Source organism: Pseudomonas sp. PDM22, from assembly GCF_014851965.1.
Lineage (GTDB): Bacteria > Pseudomonadota > Gammaproteobacteria > Pseudomonadales > Pseudomonadaceae > Pseudomonas.
On sequence record NZ_JACVAR010000008.1, the window covers coordinates 1 to 14,450 of the forward strand.

Below are 14,450 nucleotides of genomic sequence, written 5' to 3' on the forward strand. Positions count from 1 at the left end.
TGTACGTGGCCGTCGGTATCTCCGGCGCCATCCAGCACCTGGCGGGCATGAAGGACTCGAAAGTGATCGTTGCGATCAACAAGGACGAAGAGGCGCCGATCTTCCAGGTTGCCGACTACGGCCTGGTCGCCGACCTGTTCGAAGCCGTACCGGAGCTGGAAAAGGCCATCTGAGCCCGATCCGCTTGTTGAAGGAACCCGCCCTCCGTGGCGGGTTCTTTCATTTCAGGTCCCTGATTTTTCTCGGGAAATGAGCGTTCTGCTGCGCCGATGACCCATTGGTCACGAATCTTTGCCGAGAAGTCCACCGGCGAAGGTGTCTCATCTACAATGCGCGACGTCTCCAGTTCCTGAATGTGTTCAATCGACACCTGGCTACCGAGGTTTTCATGATCATCAAACCGCGCGTGCGTGGCTTCATCTGCGTCACTACCCACCCGACCGGCTGTGAAGCCAACGTCAAGGAACAGATCGAGTACGTCGAGGCGCACGGCCCCATCGCCAACGGTCCGAAGAAGGTCCTGGTCATCGGTTCCTCCACCGGCTACGGCCTGGCCGCGCGCATCAGCGCCGCCTTTGGCGCCGGCGCCGACACCCTGGGCGTGTTCTTCGAGCGTCCCGGCAGCGAGACCAAGGCGGGCACTGCCGGCTGGTACAACTCCGCTGCCTTCGAGAAGTTCGCCAAGGCCAAGGGCCAGTATGCGCGCAGCATCAACGGCGACGCCTTCTCCGATGAAGTGAAGAAAGTCACCATCGACACCATCAAGCAGGACCTGGGCAAGGTCGACCTGGTCGTCTACAGCCTGGCCGCTCCGCGCCGTACCCACCCGAAGACCGGCGAGGTCTTCAACTCCGTGCTCAAGCCGGTGGGCAAGGCGGTCAACTTCCGTGGTCTGGACACCGACAAGGAAGTGATCAAGGAAAGCGTGATGGAGCCGGCGACGCCTGAGGAAATCGCCAACACCGTCGCGGTCATGGGCGGTGAAGACTGGCAGATGTGGATCGACGCCCTGCAGGAAGCCGGTGTGCTGGCCGATGGCGCCAAGACCACCGCCTTCACCTACCTGGGCGAAGAAATCACCCACGACCTGTACTGGAACGGCTCCATCGGCGCCGCCAAGAAGGACCTGGACCAGAAGGTCCTGGGGATTCGCGAGAAACTCGCCGCCACCGGTGGTGACGCTCGTGTTTCCGTGCTGAAGGCCGTGGTCACCCAGGCCAGCTCGGCCATCCCGATGATGCCGCTGTACCTGTCGCTGCTGTTCAAGGTGATGAAGGAGAAGGGCACCCACGAAGGTTGCATCGAGCAGGTCGACGGCCTGTTCCGTGAAAGCCTGTACGGAGCCCAGCCGCACCTGGACGCCGATGGTCGTCTGCGCGCCGACTACAAGGAACTGCAGCCGGATGTGCAGGACACCGTGAAGGACCTGTGGAACAAGGTGACCAACGAGAACCTGTACCAGCTGACCGACTTCACCGGCTACAAGTCCGAGTTCCTGCGACTCTTCGGCTTCGAGATCGCTGGCGTGGACTACGAGCAGGACGTCAATCCGGACGTGCAGATTCCGAATCTGATCCAGCTCTGAGTTTGCCCCAGTAGAAACGGCGCCTTCGGGCGCCGTTTCTGTTTTCCAGCCTGCTTCAGTTCGATGCGGTCACGGGCGTGTGATTGCGCTGGAGGAAGTCCAGGTAGAGGCGGGCGGTTTCCTCCGGGCGCTCGGTCATCGGCACGTGGCCGCAATCGCGCAGGATGGCCACGCTGGGTTTCTTCAGCAGCGGCTTCATCACATCGATGCTGGAAACGTCCAGCACGCGGTCGCGGTCGCCCCACAGCAGCAGGGTCGGCGCAGTGATCTTCGGCAACTCGGGTTCCAGCGGGATATAGCGCTCACGTAGCTGCTGGAAGACCATGCCGTTGAACGCGCTGCGCTCCAGCGAGCGTTCCGCCAGATAGTCCTGCAGCCGCGACGGCAGCGGCGGCTTCTGCACGAAGACGAAGTCGAGCAGGGCGGGGAAGTCGTCCACCGAGCGCAGCACCAGCGGGTTTTCGCCGTTCTTGAGGCGCTCGAACAGCTCGCTCGGGTGCGGTGCGATGACGCCGGCATTGTCGAACAGGCCGACCGACAGCACTTCCTGCGGATGCCGCGCGGCCAGCAGTGCGGCGATATGCCCGCCCATGGAGTTGCCGACCACGTGGAAGCGGCCGATGCCCTGTTCGCGCATGAAATCCGCCAGGCGCTCGGCCTGGGTGCCGACGTCGTAGCTGATGTTCGCAGGTTTGCTGCTGTCGCCGAAGCCCGGCAGGTCGACCGCGATGACGTGATAGTCCTTGGTGAGGAAGCGAGCGAAACGCGGCCAGTTGCTCTTGTCGGCGCCGAAGCCGTGGATCAGCAGGATGGTCTGGGCCTTATCCGGGCCGCCCTCGTAGTAGGTGATGTCGAGGTCGTCGACCTGCAGGCTGTTGGTGGACAGCCGGGCGCGGGCGCTTTCGACGTACTGCGCGGTCGCCAGCAGGGTGGAGGGGAAGGCGTAGAGCACGCCAGCGGTGACGGCTATCGCCAGGAGAAGGGCCAGAAGGGCTTTCTTCATGAGAAGTCCTTATTACCAAATCGGGTCGGTGTGCTTTACGCTAGCATTTTGCGGCTCTAAGCATGACCGTTCTTTCTTCTGGCGAGCGAGACTACCGATGCCTGATTGCTCCACGCTGATCCGTGCGGCGCTGTTGCTGGTGACTTTCTCCATTCCCCTGGCCGGTTCCGCGGCTGGCAAGTGCGAACGCCTGGTGGCCACCGGCAATCCGGAATACCCGCCTTACCTGTGGCGCGACCCGGCGCAGCCGGAGCGCCTGATCGGCGCCAACGCCGACCTGCTGGAGCAGATCGGCAAGGCGGTCGGGGTGAATATCCGGGTGATCTACACCGGTTCCTGGGCGCGTGCTCAGGAAGAAGCGCGGCTGGGTCGGGTCGACCTGATTGCCGGTGCCTTCCTCACGCCGCCGCGCCTGGAGACCATGGACTACATCCATCCGGCCTTCCTCACCACCGACAACGTGGTGTGGATGCGCAAGGACGCCACCACGCCCTATACCGGTCGTGATGACCTGCGCGGCCTGAAGGGCGGCACCCTGGTGAACAACAGCTTCGGCCCGGACTTCGACAGCTTCGCCAAGCAGGAGCTGACCCTGGAAGAGGTGCCCAGCCTGACCCAGGCCTTCCAGAAACTGCTGCTCAAGCGCTCGGATTATGTGATCTACGAGCACTACCCCGGCCTGGCAGTCGCCGATACCCTCGGCATGGCCGACGACCTGCAGCCGCTGGAACCGCCGATCTCCAGCGAAGGTCTGTACCTGACCGTAGCGCACAACTCGGCCTGCAATGAGCCGTGGCTGCGCGGACAACTGGCAAAAAAAATGACAGAATTGACGGCCGCCGGAGTCCCGCAGCGCCTGCTGCAGGACAACCTGGCCCGCTGGAAGGCCCAGCAGCTTCAGCCTGCCAGCACTCCCACCGAGTAGGACAATAGATTTCGTGATCAATCGACGGATGATGGTCGCCGGCCTGGCTTTGTTTGCATTGGCCGGCTGTGCGACGAACGACCCGGCACCCAACGAACAGATGCGCCTCACCGAGCAGGCGCTGGAACAGGCCAAGGCCGTGGGTGCGACCGATGCCGTGGCCGAGCTCAAGCTCGCCGAGGACAAGTACCAGGCCGCCAAGGGCGCCCTGGCAGTCGGCTCGAACAAGAAGGCCCGGCAGCTCGCCGAACAGGCCGAGCTCGACGCCCGCCTGGCCGAGGCCAAGGAGCTGACGCGCAAGAGCGCCGAGCAACTGGCCGAGCAGAGCAAGAGCATCAACCGCCTGCGCAAACAGTTGGGAGAAGTGCAATGACTTCCGCACAACTGTTGCGCCGTAGCTCCTCGTGGCTGGGGGCTCTTTCCGCCGTCGCGCTGCTGGCCGGCTGCGCCAACAGCCAGCTCAGCGAGAAGTCCCTGGAGCAGGCCCGCCTGCAGTTCCAGGCCGTGAAGGAAGACTCCTCGGTGTTGCGCAGTGCGCCCAAGGATGTGATCCGCGCCGGCGAGTCGCTGGCCCGTGCCGAGCGTCTGTCCAACTACTGGGGCAGCAGTGACGACGTACTGCAGTACTCCTACCTCAGCCAGCGCTACAGCGAGATCGCTCGCGAGCACAGCAACCTGGCGCTGAACCAGGAGCGCCTGGGCAAGCAGCAGATGGAGCGCGAGCGCCTGCAGCTGGCGATGCGCGAAGCACGCCTGCTCAACGTGCAGGAACAGAGCAAGTGGCTGGAGCAGCAGATGGTCAGCCTCGCCACCAACGAAACCGAGCGAGGCCTGGTGCTGACCCTCGGCGACGTGCTGTTCGACAGCGGCGAAGCGGACCTCAAGCCCGCCGCCAATCGCACCGTGCTCAAGCTGGTGCAGTTCCTCCAGCTCAACCCGCGCCGGGTGATCCGCATCGAGGGCTACACCGACGGCGAAGGCGACCGAGAGCAGAATCTGCAGCTGTCCAAGGATCGCGCGCAGGCCGTGGCTGACGCGCTGACCGACCTGGGTGTGGACGAGAAACGCGTGCAGGTGCAGGGCTATGGCGAGGCCTATCCGATCTCGGACAACGCCTCGTCGCTGGGGCGCGCGCAGAATCGCCGGGTGGAGATCGTCTTCTCCGATGAGAAGGGCCAGCTCGGCGCCGAACGCTGATCCCTTCGCAATATCCCGTCACAGGAAAACCCCGGAAGCCTCGGCTCCGGGGTTTTTTGTCAGGGGGATCTCGAAATCTTTCGAGTGGCAGCTTGGCGAAAATAGCCAAGTGCGACTAATCCCCTCAGGGGAGCTGTAGACGAGAGAACGAGATGTCATCGGAAAAGAAGCTTTTCAATGTAATCGTGGCGGACCCGCAACCGATGATCGGTTGGGGTCTGGAACGCTATCTGCTGGAGCGCGAACTGGCGCAGGTGAAAGCCTTCGTCAGCGACACCGACAGCCTGCTGGATGTGCTCACTGCCCATCCCGAGGTCGACCTGGCCATTGTCGAGCTGGCGCTGCCCGGCGCCCGCGGGCGTGACGGCGTGCACCTGATCGAATGGCTGCAGCGCCACCATCCGGAAGTACCTGTACTGGTCTACTCAGTCATGGGCGCGCCACTGTTGGCGACCGCAGCGGTCAAGTGCGGCGCCGTGGGCTATGTCTGCAAGCGCAACCCGCTGAGCCTGCTGGACGACGCCATCGCCCGCATCCGCAAGGGCGAGACCTACATCGATCCGATGCTGCGACCGCCGCGCCATACCGGCAAGCCGCTGAGCCCGACCGAGATCGATATCATCCGCCGCCTGGCCCATGGCGCCACGGTGGGGGAAATCGCCGAGCGGACCAACCGCAGTGTCTCCACCATCAGCACCCACAAGCGCAACGCCATGCAGAAGCTCGGCCTGACCACCGACGCGCAACTGGTGGTGGCGGGGCTGCTGGACTGGCTCGGGGAGATCTGAGCGGGCAGGGCGGCGTAACTGTATCGGACGGAATGCCTGAGACTGTTCTGGAACAGTTTGCACTTTTTGGCTACTGTTTCGGTTCAATGACCGAGGGATGGCCGTCATGTCCAATCTGCTGCTGTACCAGCGCATCGCCCAGCAACTGGCGGAAGACATCCGTCGTGGTGTCTACCAGCCGGGCGAGCGCGTGCCGTCCGTGCGCAAGCTGAGCACCCAGCTCAACGTCAGCCATGCCACGGTGCTCCAGGCCTACGCCACCCTCGAAGACCAGGGGCTGATCCGCGCGCGCCCGCAGTCCGGTTTCTACGTACACCGCACGCCGGCGCTGACAGCTTCGACCCCGGACATCGCCCGAGTCGAGCGGCCCGGCCTGGTCACGCGCAGCAGCATCATCAACCAGGTGCTCGCCGAAGCGCGCCGCGAAGGCGTGTTTCCGCTGGGGGCTGCCGTGCCGCATGTGGATTACCTCCCGGTTCGCGCGCTGCACCAGCAATTGGCCAAGGTCACGCGATTCTCCAGCCCGCGCGCCTTCAGCTACATGTTCAGCCCCGGCTACGAACCGCTGCGTCGCCAGGTGGCGATCCGCATGCGTGATGCCGGCGTGGTGGTCGATCCGACCCAGGTGACCATCACCCATGGCTGCGTGGACGCCATCCATATGGCCTTGCGCGTGATGACCCGTCCGGGCGACCTGATCGCCACCGAGTCGCCGAGTTACTACGGCTTGCTGCAGTTGGCCGACATCCTCGGCCTCAAGGTCATCGAGATCCCCAGCGACCCGCTGACCGGCATCAGCCTGGAGGCCCTGCAACTGGCCGCCAACCAGTGGCCCATCAAGGCGCTGGTGCTGACCGCGCGCCTGAGCAACCCGCTGGGCGGCACCATTCCTGAGGACCGCCAGAAAGCGCTGCTCAAGCTCACCGCCGAGCACAACATCGGGGTGATCGAGGACGATATCTACGGCGAACTGATGTTCGACCAGGGCCAGACCAAGGCGCTCAAGGCCCACGACCGTGACGGCCGTGTGGTGTATTGCTCGAGTTTCTCCAAGACCATTTCCCCCGGCGTGCGCATCGGCTGGATCATCACCGAGCGCTACCAGGAGGAAATCCGCCGCCTGCAGACCTTCACCACGCATTCGGCGTGCACCGTCACCCAGATGGGCGTGGCGGCGTACCTGGAGAATGGCGGCTACGACCGGCACCTGCGCTACATCCGCCAGGAGTACCGCAAGAACATGACCGCCTACCAGCTGGCAGTGCAGCAGTACTTCCCCGAAGGCACGCAGATGACCCGGCCCAAGGGCGGCTTCATCCTCTGGGTCAGCCTGCCGGCCAAGGTGAACACCAAGGAGCTGCACGTACGCGCGCTGGAGCAGGGCATCAGCATCGCGCCGGGGCTGATCTTCAGTAATACCGAGCAGTTCAACAACTGCCTGCGCCTGACCTGTGGCATCCCCTGGGACCGCGAGGCGGAGCGGGCGATCATGACCCTTGGCATGCTGGCCTGCCAGCTCTGCCAGGAGGAGCTGATCGCCGCGTAAGTGTCCGGCTTGCGCAGTGGCGGGTTCTGTCCGGGACAGGTCCGCAGCGCGCCGGATACCATCGCGGTCGGAGCCCTCTCCTGGGTCAATGCTTGTCGACGGTTAACCCGACTACCGGCGCCGTCTCGTCCAAGGAAGATGATCCTTCGACGAGGCCGCCACCGTGCCGCTTGCCACGCCAATCCTTCTGCCTGATAGCCACGGCGCTATCCCGGCGCCCGCGCCATCGGCACTACTCGGCCGCTGGCGAGAAGCCAGTCGAAACCTGCCCCGTTACGGATCGAGAGAGTTGAAGATATCCCCCAAGGACGACAGCGACGCGGCATTGCTGCGACGCTACCGACAAGGCGATGCCGAGGCCTTCGCTGAGCTCTATGCTCGCCATCGCCTCGGCCTGTTCCGCTTCCTCTGTGGCCTGTGTGGCGACCACGCCCAGGCCGAGGAAGTGTTCCAGGAAACCTGGATGAGCCTGATCCGCAGCGACAGCCAGCCGATGGGGGCGGCCAGCTTCAAGACCTGGCTGTACCAGATCGGCCGCAACCGCCTGATCGACCACTGGCGCAAACTGGGCCGACACCAGAGCCGTCAGGAGAGCTTCGACGAGCAGTTGCATGGCGAGGCCCTGGTTGGCGAAAGCGTCGACCCAGAGCGCGAGCTGAGCCTGAGTCGCGACCAGCAGCGCCTGCAGGGCGCGCTGGAGTCACTGCCGGAAGAGCAGCGCGAAGTGTTCCTGCTGCGCACCCACGGCGACCTGGAGCTGAACGAAATTGCCGAACTGACGAAGACTCCGGCCGAAACGGTGAAGAGCCGGCTTCGCTATGCCATGCAAAAACTGCGTCGGTTGTTGTCCGACCCGTCGGTGACCGAGGAGGTGAATCCATGAATCGCGATCCGCACGAGCAGGACATGCTCGAGCACTACCGCCGGCACAGCGATGAGCAGCCGTCGGCGCAGCTGGACGCACGCATCCTGGCCGCCGCCCGTGCTGCCGTGCAGGAGAAGAAGCCCGGCCTCGCCCAGCGCCTGCACCACTGGCTGCTGGGTTCTGGCAGCCGGCAGCGTTGGGGTGTCGCCGTGGCGGGCCTGGCGACGCTGGGCGTCGGCCTGAGCCTGACCCTGCGCACCTACGAAGAGGCGCCGGATCGCTTCGATGCACCAGTGGCTCCGGCGATGATGCGCGCGCCGGCTCCGGCTCCGGCCATGGCGCCGCCAGCGGCTCCGGCTGCCGCGCCCTATGCGGCGGAGCCAAGCATGGCCGCACCGCAGAGGGATAGCGCGGCTGCCGGCGTCTCTATGGAAGAGCTCGCCAAGCCTGCGCCGATGAGCAAGAAAATGGCCATGGAGAGTGCGAAGGCCAAGGCTCAGGCAGAGACTCGCGAGCTTTCTGATGCCCAGGCGCAGCCAGACAGGCAGGCACAGGGAAAGGTGCAGGCGTTCGCGGCGGAGGCCGACGAGCCGCGCACCAGCCTGTTGCATCTGCGCGACTTGCAGAACAAGGGGCAGAAGGAGGACGCTGAACGGGTGCGCGAGAGCTTGCGGCAGCGCTTCCCGGACCTGGATATCGATCAGGCCCTGAGGGATTTGCCTGACAACCCTTGATCAATGACAGGCCGGGTTCAGTGCGCGCCTGTCAGACTGATCGCCGTAATGGTTTGTCATGGCAAGGCTCTTGCTCTGCCTCGCATCTCGCGCCAGCATTGCGCGGTTTTTCTGACGGTTCGCTCCATGACGAAGTCCCGAATTCTCATTGTCGCCAGTTTGTCCCTGCTGCTCGCCGCCTGTGGTGATGAGCACAAGGACAAGGCTGCCGCTCCGGCTCCAGCGCCCGCTGCAGTGCCGGCGCCAGCGGCCAGCGCGCCCGCGCCCGAGCCGGCCGCCGAACAATCGCGCGAATCGGAAGCCAAGCCCGCTGCGGCCAAGGCCGTGGCCTCGCCAAAGGCGCCGGCGGTCGAAGCGGCCATCAAGCCCGAGGCCAAGGCGCCGTCGAAGACCCCGGCACAGGTGAAGAAGGCGGTCGATCCCGTGGTCAAGCAGCCGCTGCCGCCGGTGAAGCTCGACTTGCGTCTGCCCAAGGACATGCTCCACCAGCTCGACCCTGACAAGCCGCTGGCCGAGCTGGAAGACAAGCCGCTGCTGCCGCAGATGTTCGGTGAAAAGACCGGGCAAAGCCCGTTCCAGGTGGGCGGTCGGTTGATCTCGCGCGAGCCGAATGAGCGCGAAACCAACGACGACAGCTGGCACTCGGATATCCGCGGCGCCGAGCTGCAGTTCCAGTTCCGCAACTGACCTCTTGGTCCTGCGAAGATTCGCTCAGAAGCGATGCACACCGCCGCGAATCGCCTCGAACAGTTCCCCGTCCAGCGCCCGGTAGTCCGCCTCGCCGGGCAGTCGCACGAACAGCGCCTCGGTCACGGCTGAAGGGTCGTAGGCGTTGCGCTTGAGGTCGGTCTTCTTGTACTTGAAGGTCCCGGTGGTCTCTACCTGGACCAGCAGGCGCAGGAACAACGGCACCGCATAAGCCGGCAACTCACGGTCCAGGTGCGCCGCCAGCTGCGCAGCGTCCAGGCTGGCGCCGTCGGCCAGGCGCAGCGCGGCCATGCCGCAGCGGCCGTTGGTGCCGGGAATCTCCACGCCGTAGACCACCGCATCCTCCACGCCGGGGAAGGCGCCCAGGGCGTTTTCCACTTCGGTGGTGGAGACGTTCTCGCCCTTCCAGCGGAAGGTGTCGCCCAGGCGGTCGACGAACTGCGTGTGCTTGAAGCCGATGTCGCGCATCAGGTCGCCGGTGTTGAACCAGGTATCGCCTTCCTTGAACACGTTGCGGTAGATCACCGCCTCGCTCTTGGCCGGGTCGGTGTAGCCGTCGAATGGCCACTTGTCGCTGATCTCGCTGATCAGCAGGCCGGCTTCGCCCTTGTCGACCTTTTCCATGAAGCCCCTGGTGCCGCGCACTGGCTGGTCGTTCTCCAGGTCATAGCGCACGATCGCGTAGGTTGCCGGCGAGAAACCTACCGTATTGTCGAAGTTGAAAACGTTGGTGAAGCCGATGTTGCCTTCGCTGGAGGCGTAGAACTCGGTGATGCGCTCGATGCCGAAGCGTTCCTTGAACTCGTTCCAGATCGACGGACGCAGGCCGTTGCCGATCATGCAGGTCAGGGTGTTGCCGCGCTCTTCTTCGCATTGCGGCTGGTTGAGCAGATACCGGCAGAGCTCGCCGATGTAGCCGAAGCAGGTCGCCTGGTAGGCCTGCACGTCCTTCCAGAACGCGCTGGCGGAGAACTTGCGGCGCAGGGCGATGGCCGCGCCACCGGCGAGCACGGCGCTCCAGCAGACGGTCACGGCGTTGTTGTGGTAGCAGGGCAGGGTCAGGTAGAGCACGTCGCTGTTGGTCAGCCCGAGCCCTGAGTGGCCGAAGCCGCCGTAGGCCTTGATCCACTTGCCGTGGCTCATGATCGAGGCCTTCGGCAGGCCGGTGGTGCCGGAGGTGTAGATGTAGAAGCAGGCGTCCTTCAGACGTACCCGCGCTGTCTCGGCGAGGTTGTTCGAATCCTGTTCCTGCGCCAGGCGCATCAGGCTCTGCCAGCCGGCCGGGGCCTGTGCCGAGTCTTCACCGTCGGCGATCCAGTAGCAGCGCCCGCCGCTGTTTTCCAGGGCCGGGCGGACGTCCTCGAAAGCCTCGCGCAGCTCCTCGCCGACCACGAAGTGGCTGGGCTTGACCAGGTTCAGGCTATGGCTGAGCACCTGGCCGCGCTGGGTGGTGTTGACCAGCGCGCCGATGGCGCCGAGCTTGGCCAGGGCGGCAAGCACCACCATGAGTTCGGCGCGGTTCTCCAGCATCACCGCAACCACGCTGGCGTGGCCTACGCCTTCGGCCTGGAAGGCCCGTGCCAGGCGGTTGGCCCAGCCGTTGAAGAGCGCGTAGGACAGGCGTCGCCGTTCGTCGATCAACGCCGGGCTGTCCGGGTAGAGGCGCGCGGCGCGCTCCAGCGCCCAGCCCAGGGAGAGATTCTTCTCGCGGTTGCGGATGCCGGTGTAGTACAGCCCGCGCAGCATGCGTGGCACGCGACCGAGGGTGGCCGGCAGGTGGGCGAGGAAGCGGGTCGGGGTGATGATATCGGCGTGGCTCATTGACGCGTGCCCTTATTGTCATTGTTGTCCGTGGCGTGCAGACAGGTCTGCGCGACTCTAGGTCGCTCCCTGACGCTCGGCTATGGCCCTGATGCGCCTGGCGCAAGTCAGATCGGCAAACCGGCCGATGAGCATTCATCGCAGTCTAGGAGCGGATGGCCGGGCGGCCAGGGCGGGATTGTGTCGATTGGTTAATGCTGCGGGGCGGGGCATTGGCGGCCTTTCGGCGGATAACGCGTGCCGCGTTATGCGCCCTACGGGGAGCTGGTGCCTGGAAGGGACCTAGGGCGAATAACCGCTCGCGGTTATTCGCCGTTGGCCGTGGTGCGATGGGTGGCAGCGGTCAGTCGAGGAACAGGTCGGGTACCAGGCTGCCGCCGTTCGGGTCGAAGCGGTACTGCTCGAAGTCGTTCTGGCCCTGTTCGCGGAGGATGTCCTCGTCGATCAGCAGGCGGCCGCTGATGGCGCGTTCGCTGCTGGAGAGGATGGCGTAGGCGGCGTCGGCCATGATTGCCGGTGTGCGGGCGCGCTTGAAGGCGTCGCGGCTGCCCAGTTCGAACTCGATGGCGGCAGTGGCGATCATGGTCTTCGGCCACAGGGCGTTGACGCTGATGCCGTACTTCTTGAACTCCTCGTGCATCCCCAGGGTGAGCATGCTCATGCCGTATTTGGTGACGGTGTAGGGGCCGTGCTGGGCGAACCACTTGCCGGCCAGGTTGATCGGCGGCGACAGGCTGAGGATGTGGCCCTTGCTCTGCTTCAGGTAGGGCAGCGCGGCCTGGCTGCAGACCATCACGGCGCGGGTGTTGATCTGGTACATCAGGTCGAAGCGCTTGGGCTCCAGGCGCTCCACGCCGACCAGCTTGATGGCGCCGGCGTTGTTGACCACCGCGTCGATCCCGCCGAAGTGTTCGGCAGCCTTGGCCATGGCATCGCGCACGGCGTTTTCGTCGCGCACGTCCAGTTGCAGGGCCAGCGCCTTGCCACCGGCGGCCTCGACTTCCTCGGCGACGCTGAAGATGGTGCCTTCCAGTTTCGGGTGGGGCTCGGCGCTCTTGGCGGCGATGACGATGTTGGCGCCGTCGCGGGCGGCGCGCAGCGCGATCTCGCGGCCGATGCCACGGCTGGCGCCGGTGATGAAGAGAGTCTTGCCTTTGAGGGACATGGTTGGGGCTCCGTGTTCTTGTGGTCTTGTTCTGACGGAATGGTTTCGGTGTCATTTCTGTAGGAGCGGGCCATGTCCGCGATCGCGCGCATGGCGTGCTCCTACAGGGAGTGCGGGATCAGGCTTCCTCGGCCTCGACCTCCACCAGCAGCTGCCGGGATTTCACCTGCTCGCCCTTGCTCACCTGCACGCGGCGGATCACGCCGTCGACGCCGGCCTTGAGCGGGTGCTCCATCTTCATCGCTTCCAGCACCAGCAGCAGCTGGCCCTTGCTGACCCGCGTGCCCTCGGCCACCAGCACGTCGACGATGGCGCCATCCATCGGCGCCTTTACCGTGCCGGAGCCCGCGCCTGCTGCAGCACCGGCCGGTTCATGGGTGACGTCCTGCAGTTCCAGGTTGCCGTCCGCGCCATACAGCCACAGGCGCGCGCCTTCGCGATGGAAGGGCAGTCTGCGGCGGATGCCGTCGGCTTCGAGGACGGCGTCGCCGTTCTCTTCTCCGAGCAGGCGCAGGTTGATCTCGCTGTCACCGATGTGCGCCAGCAGCGTCGGCTGGGGGCCGTGCTCGCGGACTTGCAGTTCGACGACGAATTTCTCCTCGCCATGCTTGAGCGAGAAGCGCCACGGTGCGCTGCCGGCGCTGCGCCAGCCGGAAAGGCCGGGCTGGTGCGCGCGGTCGCTGGCCGAGGCCTGGTAGAGCAGGGCGGCGGCACAGGCCAGTTCCAGCGCCTGCGGCTGGCGCGGGGCCAGGCTCGGGTCGCCGGCGAACTGCTCACCGATGAACGCGGTGGTGGCCTTGCCGGCGGCGAATTCCGGGTGCTTGAGCAGGTTGGCGAGGAAGCGCTGGTTGCCGGTCACGCCCAGCAGCACGCAGTCCTCGACGGCGCGTATCAGCTTGCGCCGCGCCTCGTCGCGGGTGGCGCCATAGGCGATGACCTTGGCCAGCATCGGGTCGTAGAATGGCGTCACCGGCTGGCCCTCGCGCAGGCCGTGGTCGATGCGGATGCCGTCCAGCTGCGGCGGTGTCCAGCGCAATACCTGGCCGGTCTGCGGGAGGAAGCCGCCACCTGCGTCCTCGGCGTACAGGCGCACTTCGATGGCGTGGCCCTTGAGCTGGATCTGTTCCTGGGTGAGCGGCAGCGGGTGGCCTTCGGCGACGCGGATCTGCCAGGCCACCAGGTCCTGGCCGGTCACCAGCTCGGTGACCGGGTGCTCCACCTGCAGGCGGGTGTTCATTTCCAGGAAGTAGAAGGCGCCGCTGGCGTCCAGCAGGAACTCCACGGTGCCGGCGCCCACATAGTTCACCGAAGCGGCGGCCTTTACCGCGGCCTCGCCCATGGCCGCGCGCAGTTCCTCGCTGAGTACGGGGCAGGGCGCTTCCTCGATGACTTTCTGGTGGCGGCGCTGCACCGAGCAGTCGCGCTCGCCCAGATAAACGATGTGGCCGTGGCTGTCGCCGAACACCTGGATTTCCACGTGGCGCGGCTGCACCACGGCTTTTTCCAGGATCAGCTCGCCGCTGCCGAAGGCGTTCTGCGCTTCCGAGCGTGCGGTGCGCAACTGTTCGGCGAGGTCTTCGCTGCGGGTCACCAGGCGCATGCCGCGTCCGCCACCGCCGGCGCTGGCCTTGATCATCAGCGGGTAGCCGATGCGCTGCGCTTCGCGGGTGAGGGTGGCGTCGTCCTGCTCCGCGCCTTCGTAACCGGGGATGCAGGGCACGCCGGCTTCGAGCATGGCGATCTTCGACAGGCGCTTGCTGCCCATCAGGTGGATGGCTTCCACGCCAGGGCCGATGAAGACGATGCCGGCGGCCTCGCAGGCGCGGGCGAAGTCGGCGTTCTCCGAGAGGAAGCCGTAGCCGGGGTGGACGGCGCCTGCTCCCGTGCGTTTCGCCGCATCGAGGATGGCCTCGGGTTTCAGGTAGGACTGGCCCACCGGTGCCGGGCCGATGCACACCGCCTCGTCGGCCAGTTGTACATGGCGGGCATTGGCGTCGGCCTCGCTGTACACGGCCACGGTGCGGTAGCCCAGGTCGTGGGCGGTGCGGATCACCCGGCAGGCGATCTCGCCACGGTTGGCGATGAGGATCTTGTCGAAACTGGGCATGACGGT

At 65.4% G+C, this 14,450-nt stretch carries 13 protein-coding genes and 1 pseudogene; 10 read left to right on the forward strand and 4 right to left on the reverse strand.

Going from position 1 to position 14,450, the window contains the following annotated elements:
• Nucleotides 1–173: pseudogene (locus tag IB255_RS24895) on the forward strand (FAD-binding protein); the annotation flags it as partial.
• Between the two features lie 215 nt (nt 174–388).
• Complete coding sequence (gene fabV / locus IB255_RS24900) at nt 389–1,585, forward strand: enoyl-ACP reductase FabV (protein ID WP_081518689.1); 1,197 nt, start codon at nt 389–391, stop codon at nt 1,583–1,585.
• A gap of 55 nt (nt 1,586–1,640) precedes the next feature.
• Here the strand turns inward: fabV and IB255_RS24905 are convergent, their stop codons facing one another.
• Nucleotides 1,641–2,588: an alpha/beta fold hydrolase gene (locus IB255_RS24905; protein WP_081518688.1), complete on the reverse strand. Its 948-nt coding sequence runs from the start codon at nt 2,586–2,588 to the stop codon at nt 1,641–1,643.
• Between the two features lie 97 nt (nt 2,589–2,685).
• On the opposite strand from IB255_RS24905, the gene IB255_RS24910 reads away from it, so the two are divergent.
• The 8 genes from IB255_RS24910 to IB255_RS24945 all read left to right on the forward strand — a co-directional run bounded on the left by IB255_RS24910 (nt 2,686) and on the right by IB255_RS24945 (nt 9,330).
• Nucleotides 2,686–3,513, forward strand: a complete 828-nt coding sequence (locus IB255_RS24910) for a substrate-binding periplasmic protein (protein ID WP_081518687.1) — start codon at nt 2,686–2,688, stop codon at nt 3,511–3,513.
• 28 nt (nt 3,514–3,541) lie between these two features.
• Complete coding sequence (locus IB255_RS24915; protein WP_081518686.1) at nt 3,542–3,886, forward strand: DUF4398 domain-containing protein; 345 nt, start codon at nt 3,542–3,544, stop codon at nt 3,884–3,886.
• Nucleotides 3,883–4,710, forward strand: a complete 828-nt coding sequence (locus IB255_RS24920; RefSeq protein WP_081518685.1) for an OmpA family protein — start codon at nt 3,883–3,885, stop codon at nt 4,708–4,710. Before IB255_RS24915 ends, IB255_RS24920 begins: the two co-directional genes overlap by 4 nt.
• A gap of 152 nt (nt 4,711–4,862) precedes the next feature.
• Complete coding sequence (locus tag IB255_RS24925) at nt 4,863–5,498, forward strand: response regulator transcription factor (RefSeq protein WP_081518684.1); 636 nt, start codon at nt 4,863–4,865, stop codon at nt 5,496–5,498.
• Between the two features lie 106 nt (nt 5,499–5,604).
• Nucleotides 5,605–7,044, forward strand: a complete 1,440-nt coding sequence (locus IB255_RS24930) for a PLP-dependent aminotransferase family protein (RefSeq protein WP_045212506.1) — start codon at nt 5,605–5,607, stop codon at nt 7,042–7,044.
• Nucleotides 7,045–7,333: 289 nt separating this feature from the next.
• Complete coding sequence (locus tag IB255_RS24935; RefSeq protein WP_081518683.1) at nt 7,334–7,927, forward strand: RNA polymerase sigma factor; 594 nt, start codon at nt 7,334–7,336, stop codon at nt 7,925–7,927.
• The gene (locus tag IB255_RS24940) at nt 7,924–8,643 is read left to right on the forward strand and encodes a hypothetical protein (RefSeq protein WP_081518682.1); all 720 of its coding nucleotides are present in this window, start codon (nt 7,924–7,926) and stop codon (nt 8,641–8,643) included. The genes IB255_RS24935 and IB255_RS24940 overlap by 4 nt, the downstream gene beginning before the upstream one ends.
• A gap of 126 nt (nt 8,644–8,769) precedes the next feature.
• Nucleotides 8,770–9,330 carry a hypothetical protein gene (locus IB255_RS24945; RefSeq protein WP_139791586.1) on the forward strand — a complete coding sequence of 187 codons (561 nt, stop codon included), beginning with the start codon at nt 8,770–8,772 and terminating at the stop codon, nt 9,328–9,330.
• Between the two features lie 24 nt (nt 9,331–9,354).
• Here the strand turns inward: IB255_RS24945 and IB255_RS24950 are convergent, their stop codons facing one another.
• From IB255_RS24950 to atuF, 3 genes are all read right to left on the reverse strand, one after another.
• Nucleotides 9,355–11,172: a long-chain-acyl-CoA synthetase gene (locus tag IB255_RS24950; RefSeq protein WP_081518680.1), complete on the reverse strand. Its 1,818-nt coding sequence runs from the start codon at nt 11,170–11,172 to the stop codon at nt 9,355–9,357.
• A 343-nt stretch (nt 11,173–11,515) separates the two neighbouring features.
• A complete protein-coding gene (locus tag IB255_RS24955; protein WP_081518679.1) occupies nt 11,516–12,337 on the reverse strand; it encodes an SDR family oxidoreductase in 822 nt (273 codons plus the stop codon).
• A 118-nt stretch (nt 12,338–12,455) separates the two neighbouring features.
• Nucleotides 12,456–14,444 (reverse strand): geranyl-CoA carboxylase subunit apha, encoded by a 1,989-nt coding sequence (atuF, locus tag IB255_RS24960; RefSeq protein WP_081518678.1) that lies wholly within the window; start codon nt 14,442–14,444, stop codon nt 12,456–12,458.
• Nucleotides 14,445–14,450 lie beyond the last annotated feature (6 nt).

Excerpts from the sequence above, each read along its gene's own strand:
- atuF (WP_081518678.1), bottom strand. The coding sequence starts at position 14,444 with ATGCCCAGTTTCGACAAGATCCTCATCGCCAACCGTGGCGAGATCGCC.
- IB255_RS24915 (WP_081518686.1), top strand. The coding sequence starts at position 3,542 with ATGATGGTCGCCGGCCTGGCTTTGTTTGCATTGGCCGGCTGTGCGACG.
- IB255_RS24955 (WP_081518679.1), bottom strand. The coding sequence starts at position 12,337 with ATGTCCCTCAAAGGCAAGACTCTCTTCATCACCGGCGCCAGCCGTGGC.
- IB255_RS24945 (WP_139791586.1), top strand. The coding sequence starts at position 8,770 with ATGACGAAGTCCCGAATTCTCATTGTCGCCAGTTTGTCCCTGCTGCTC.
- IB255_RS24905 (WP_081518688.1), bottom strand. The coding sequence starts at position 2,588 with ATGAAGAAAGCCCTTCTGGCCCTTCTCCTGGCGATAGCCGTCACCGCT.
- IB255_RS24940 (WP_081518682.1), top strand. The coding sequence starts at position 7,924 with ATGAATCGCGATCCGCACGAGCAGGACATGCTCGAGCACTACCGCCGG.
- IB255_RS24920 (WP_081518685.1), top strand. The coding sequence starts at position 3,883 with ATGACTTCCGCACAACTGTTGCGCCGTAGCTCCTCGTGGCTGGGGGCT.
- IB255_RS24950 (WP_081518680.1), bottom strand. The coding sequence starts at position 11,172 with ATGAGCCACGCCGATATCATCACCCCGACCCGCTTCCTCGCCCACCTG.
- fabV (WP_081518689.1), top strand. The coding sequence starts at position 389 with ATGATCATCAAACCGCGCGTGCGTGGCTTCATCTGCGTCACTACCCAC.
- IB255_RS24910 (WP_081518687.1), top strand. The coding sequence starts at position 2,686 with ATGCCTGATTGCTCCACGCTGATCCGTGCGGCGCTGTTGCTGGTGACT.
- IB255_RS24930 (WP_045212506.1), top strand. The coding sequence starts at position 5,605 with ATGTCCAATCTGCTGCTGTACCAGCGCATCGCCCAGCAACTGGCGGAA.
- IB255_RS24925 (WP_081518684.1), top strand. The coding sequence starts at position 4,863 with ATGTCATCGGAAAAGAAGCTTTTCAATGTAATCGTGGCGGACCCGCAA.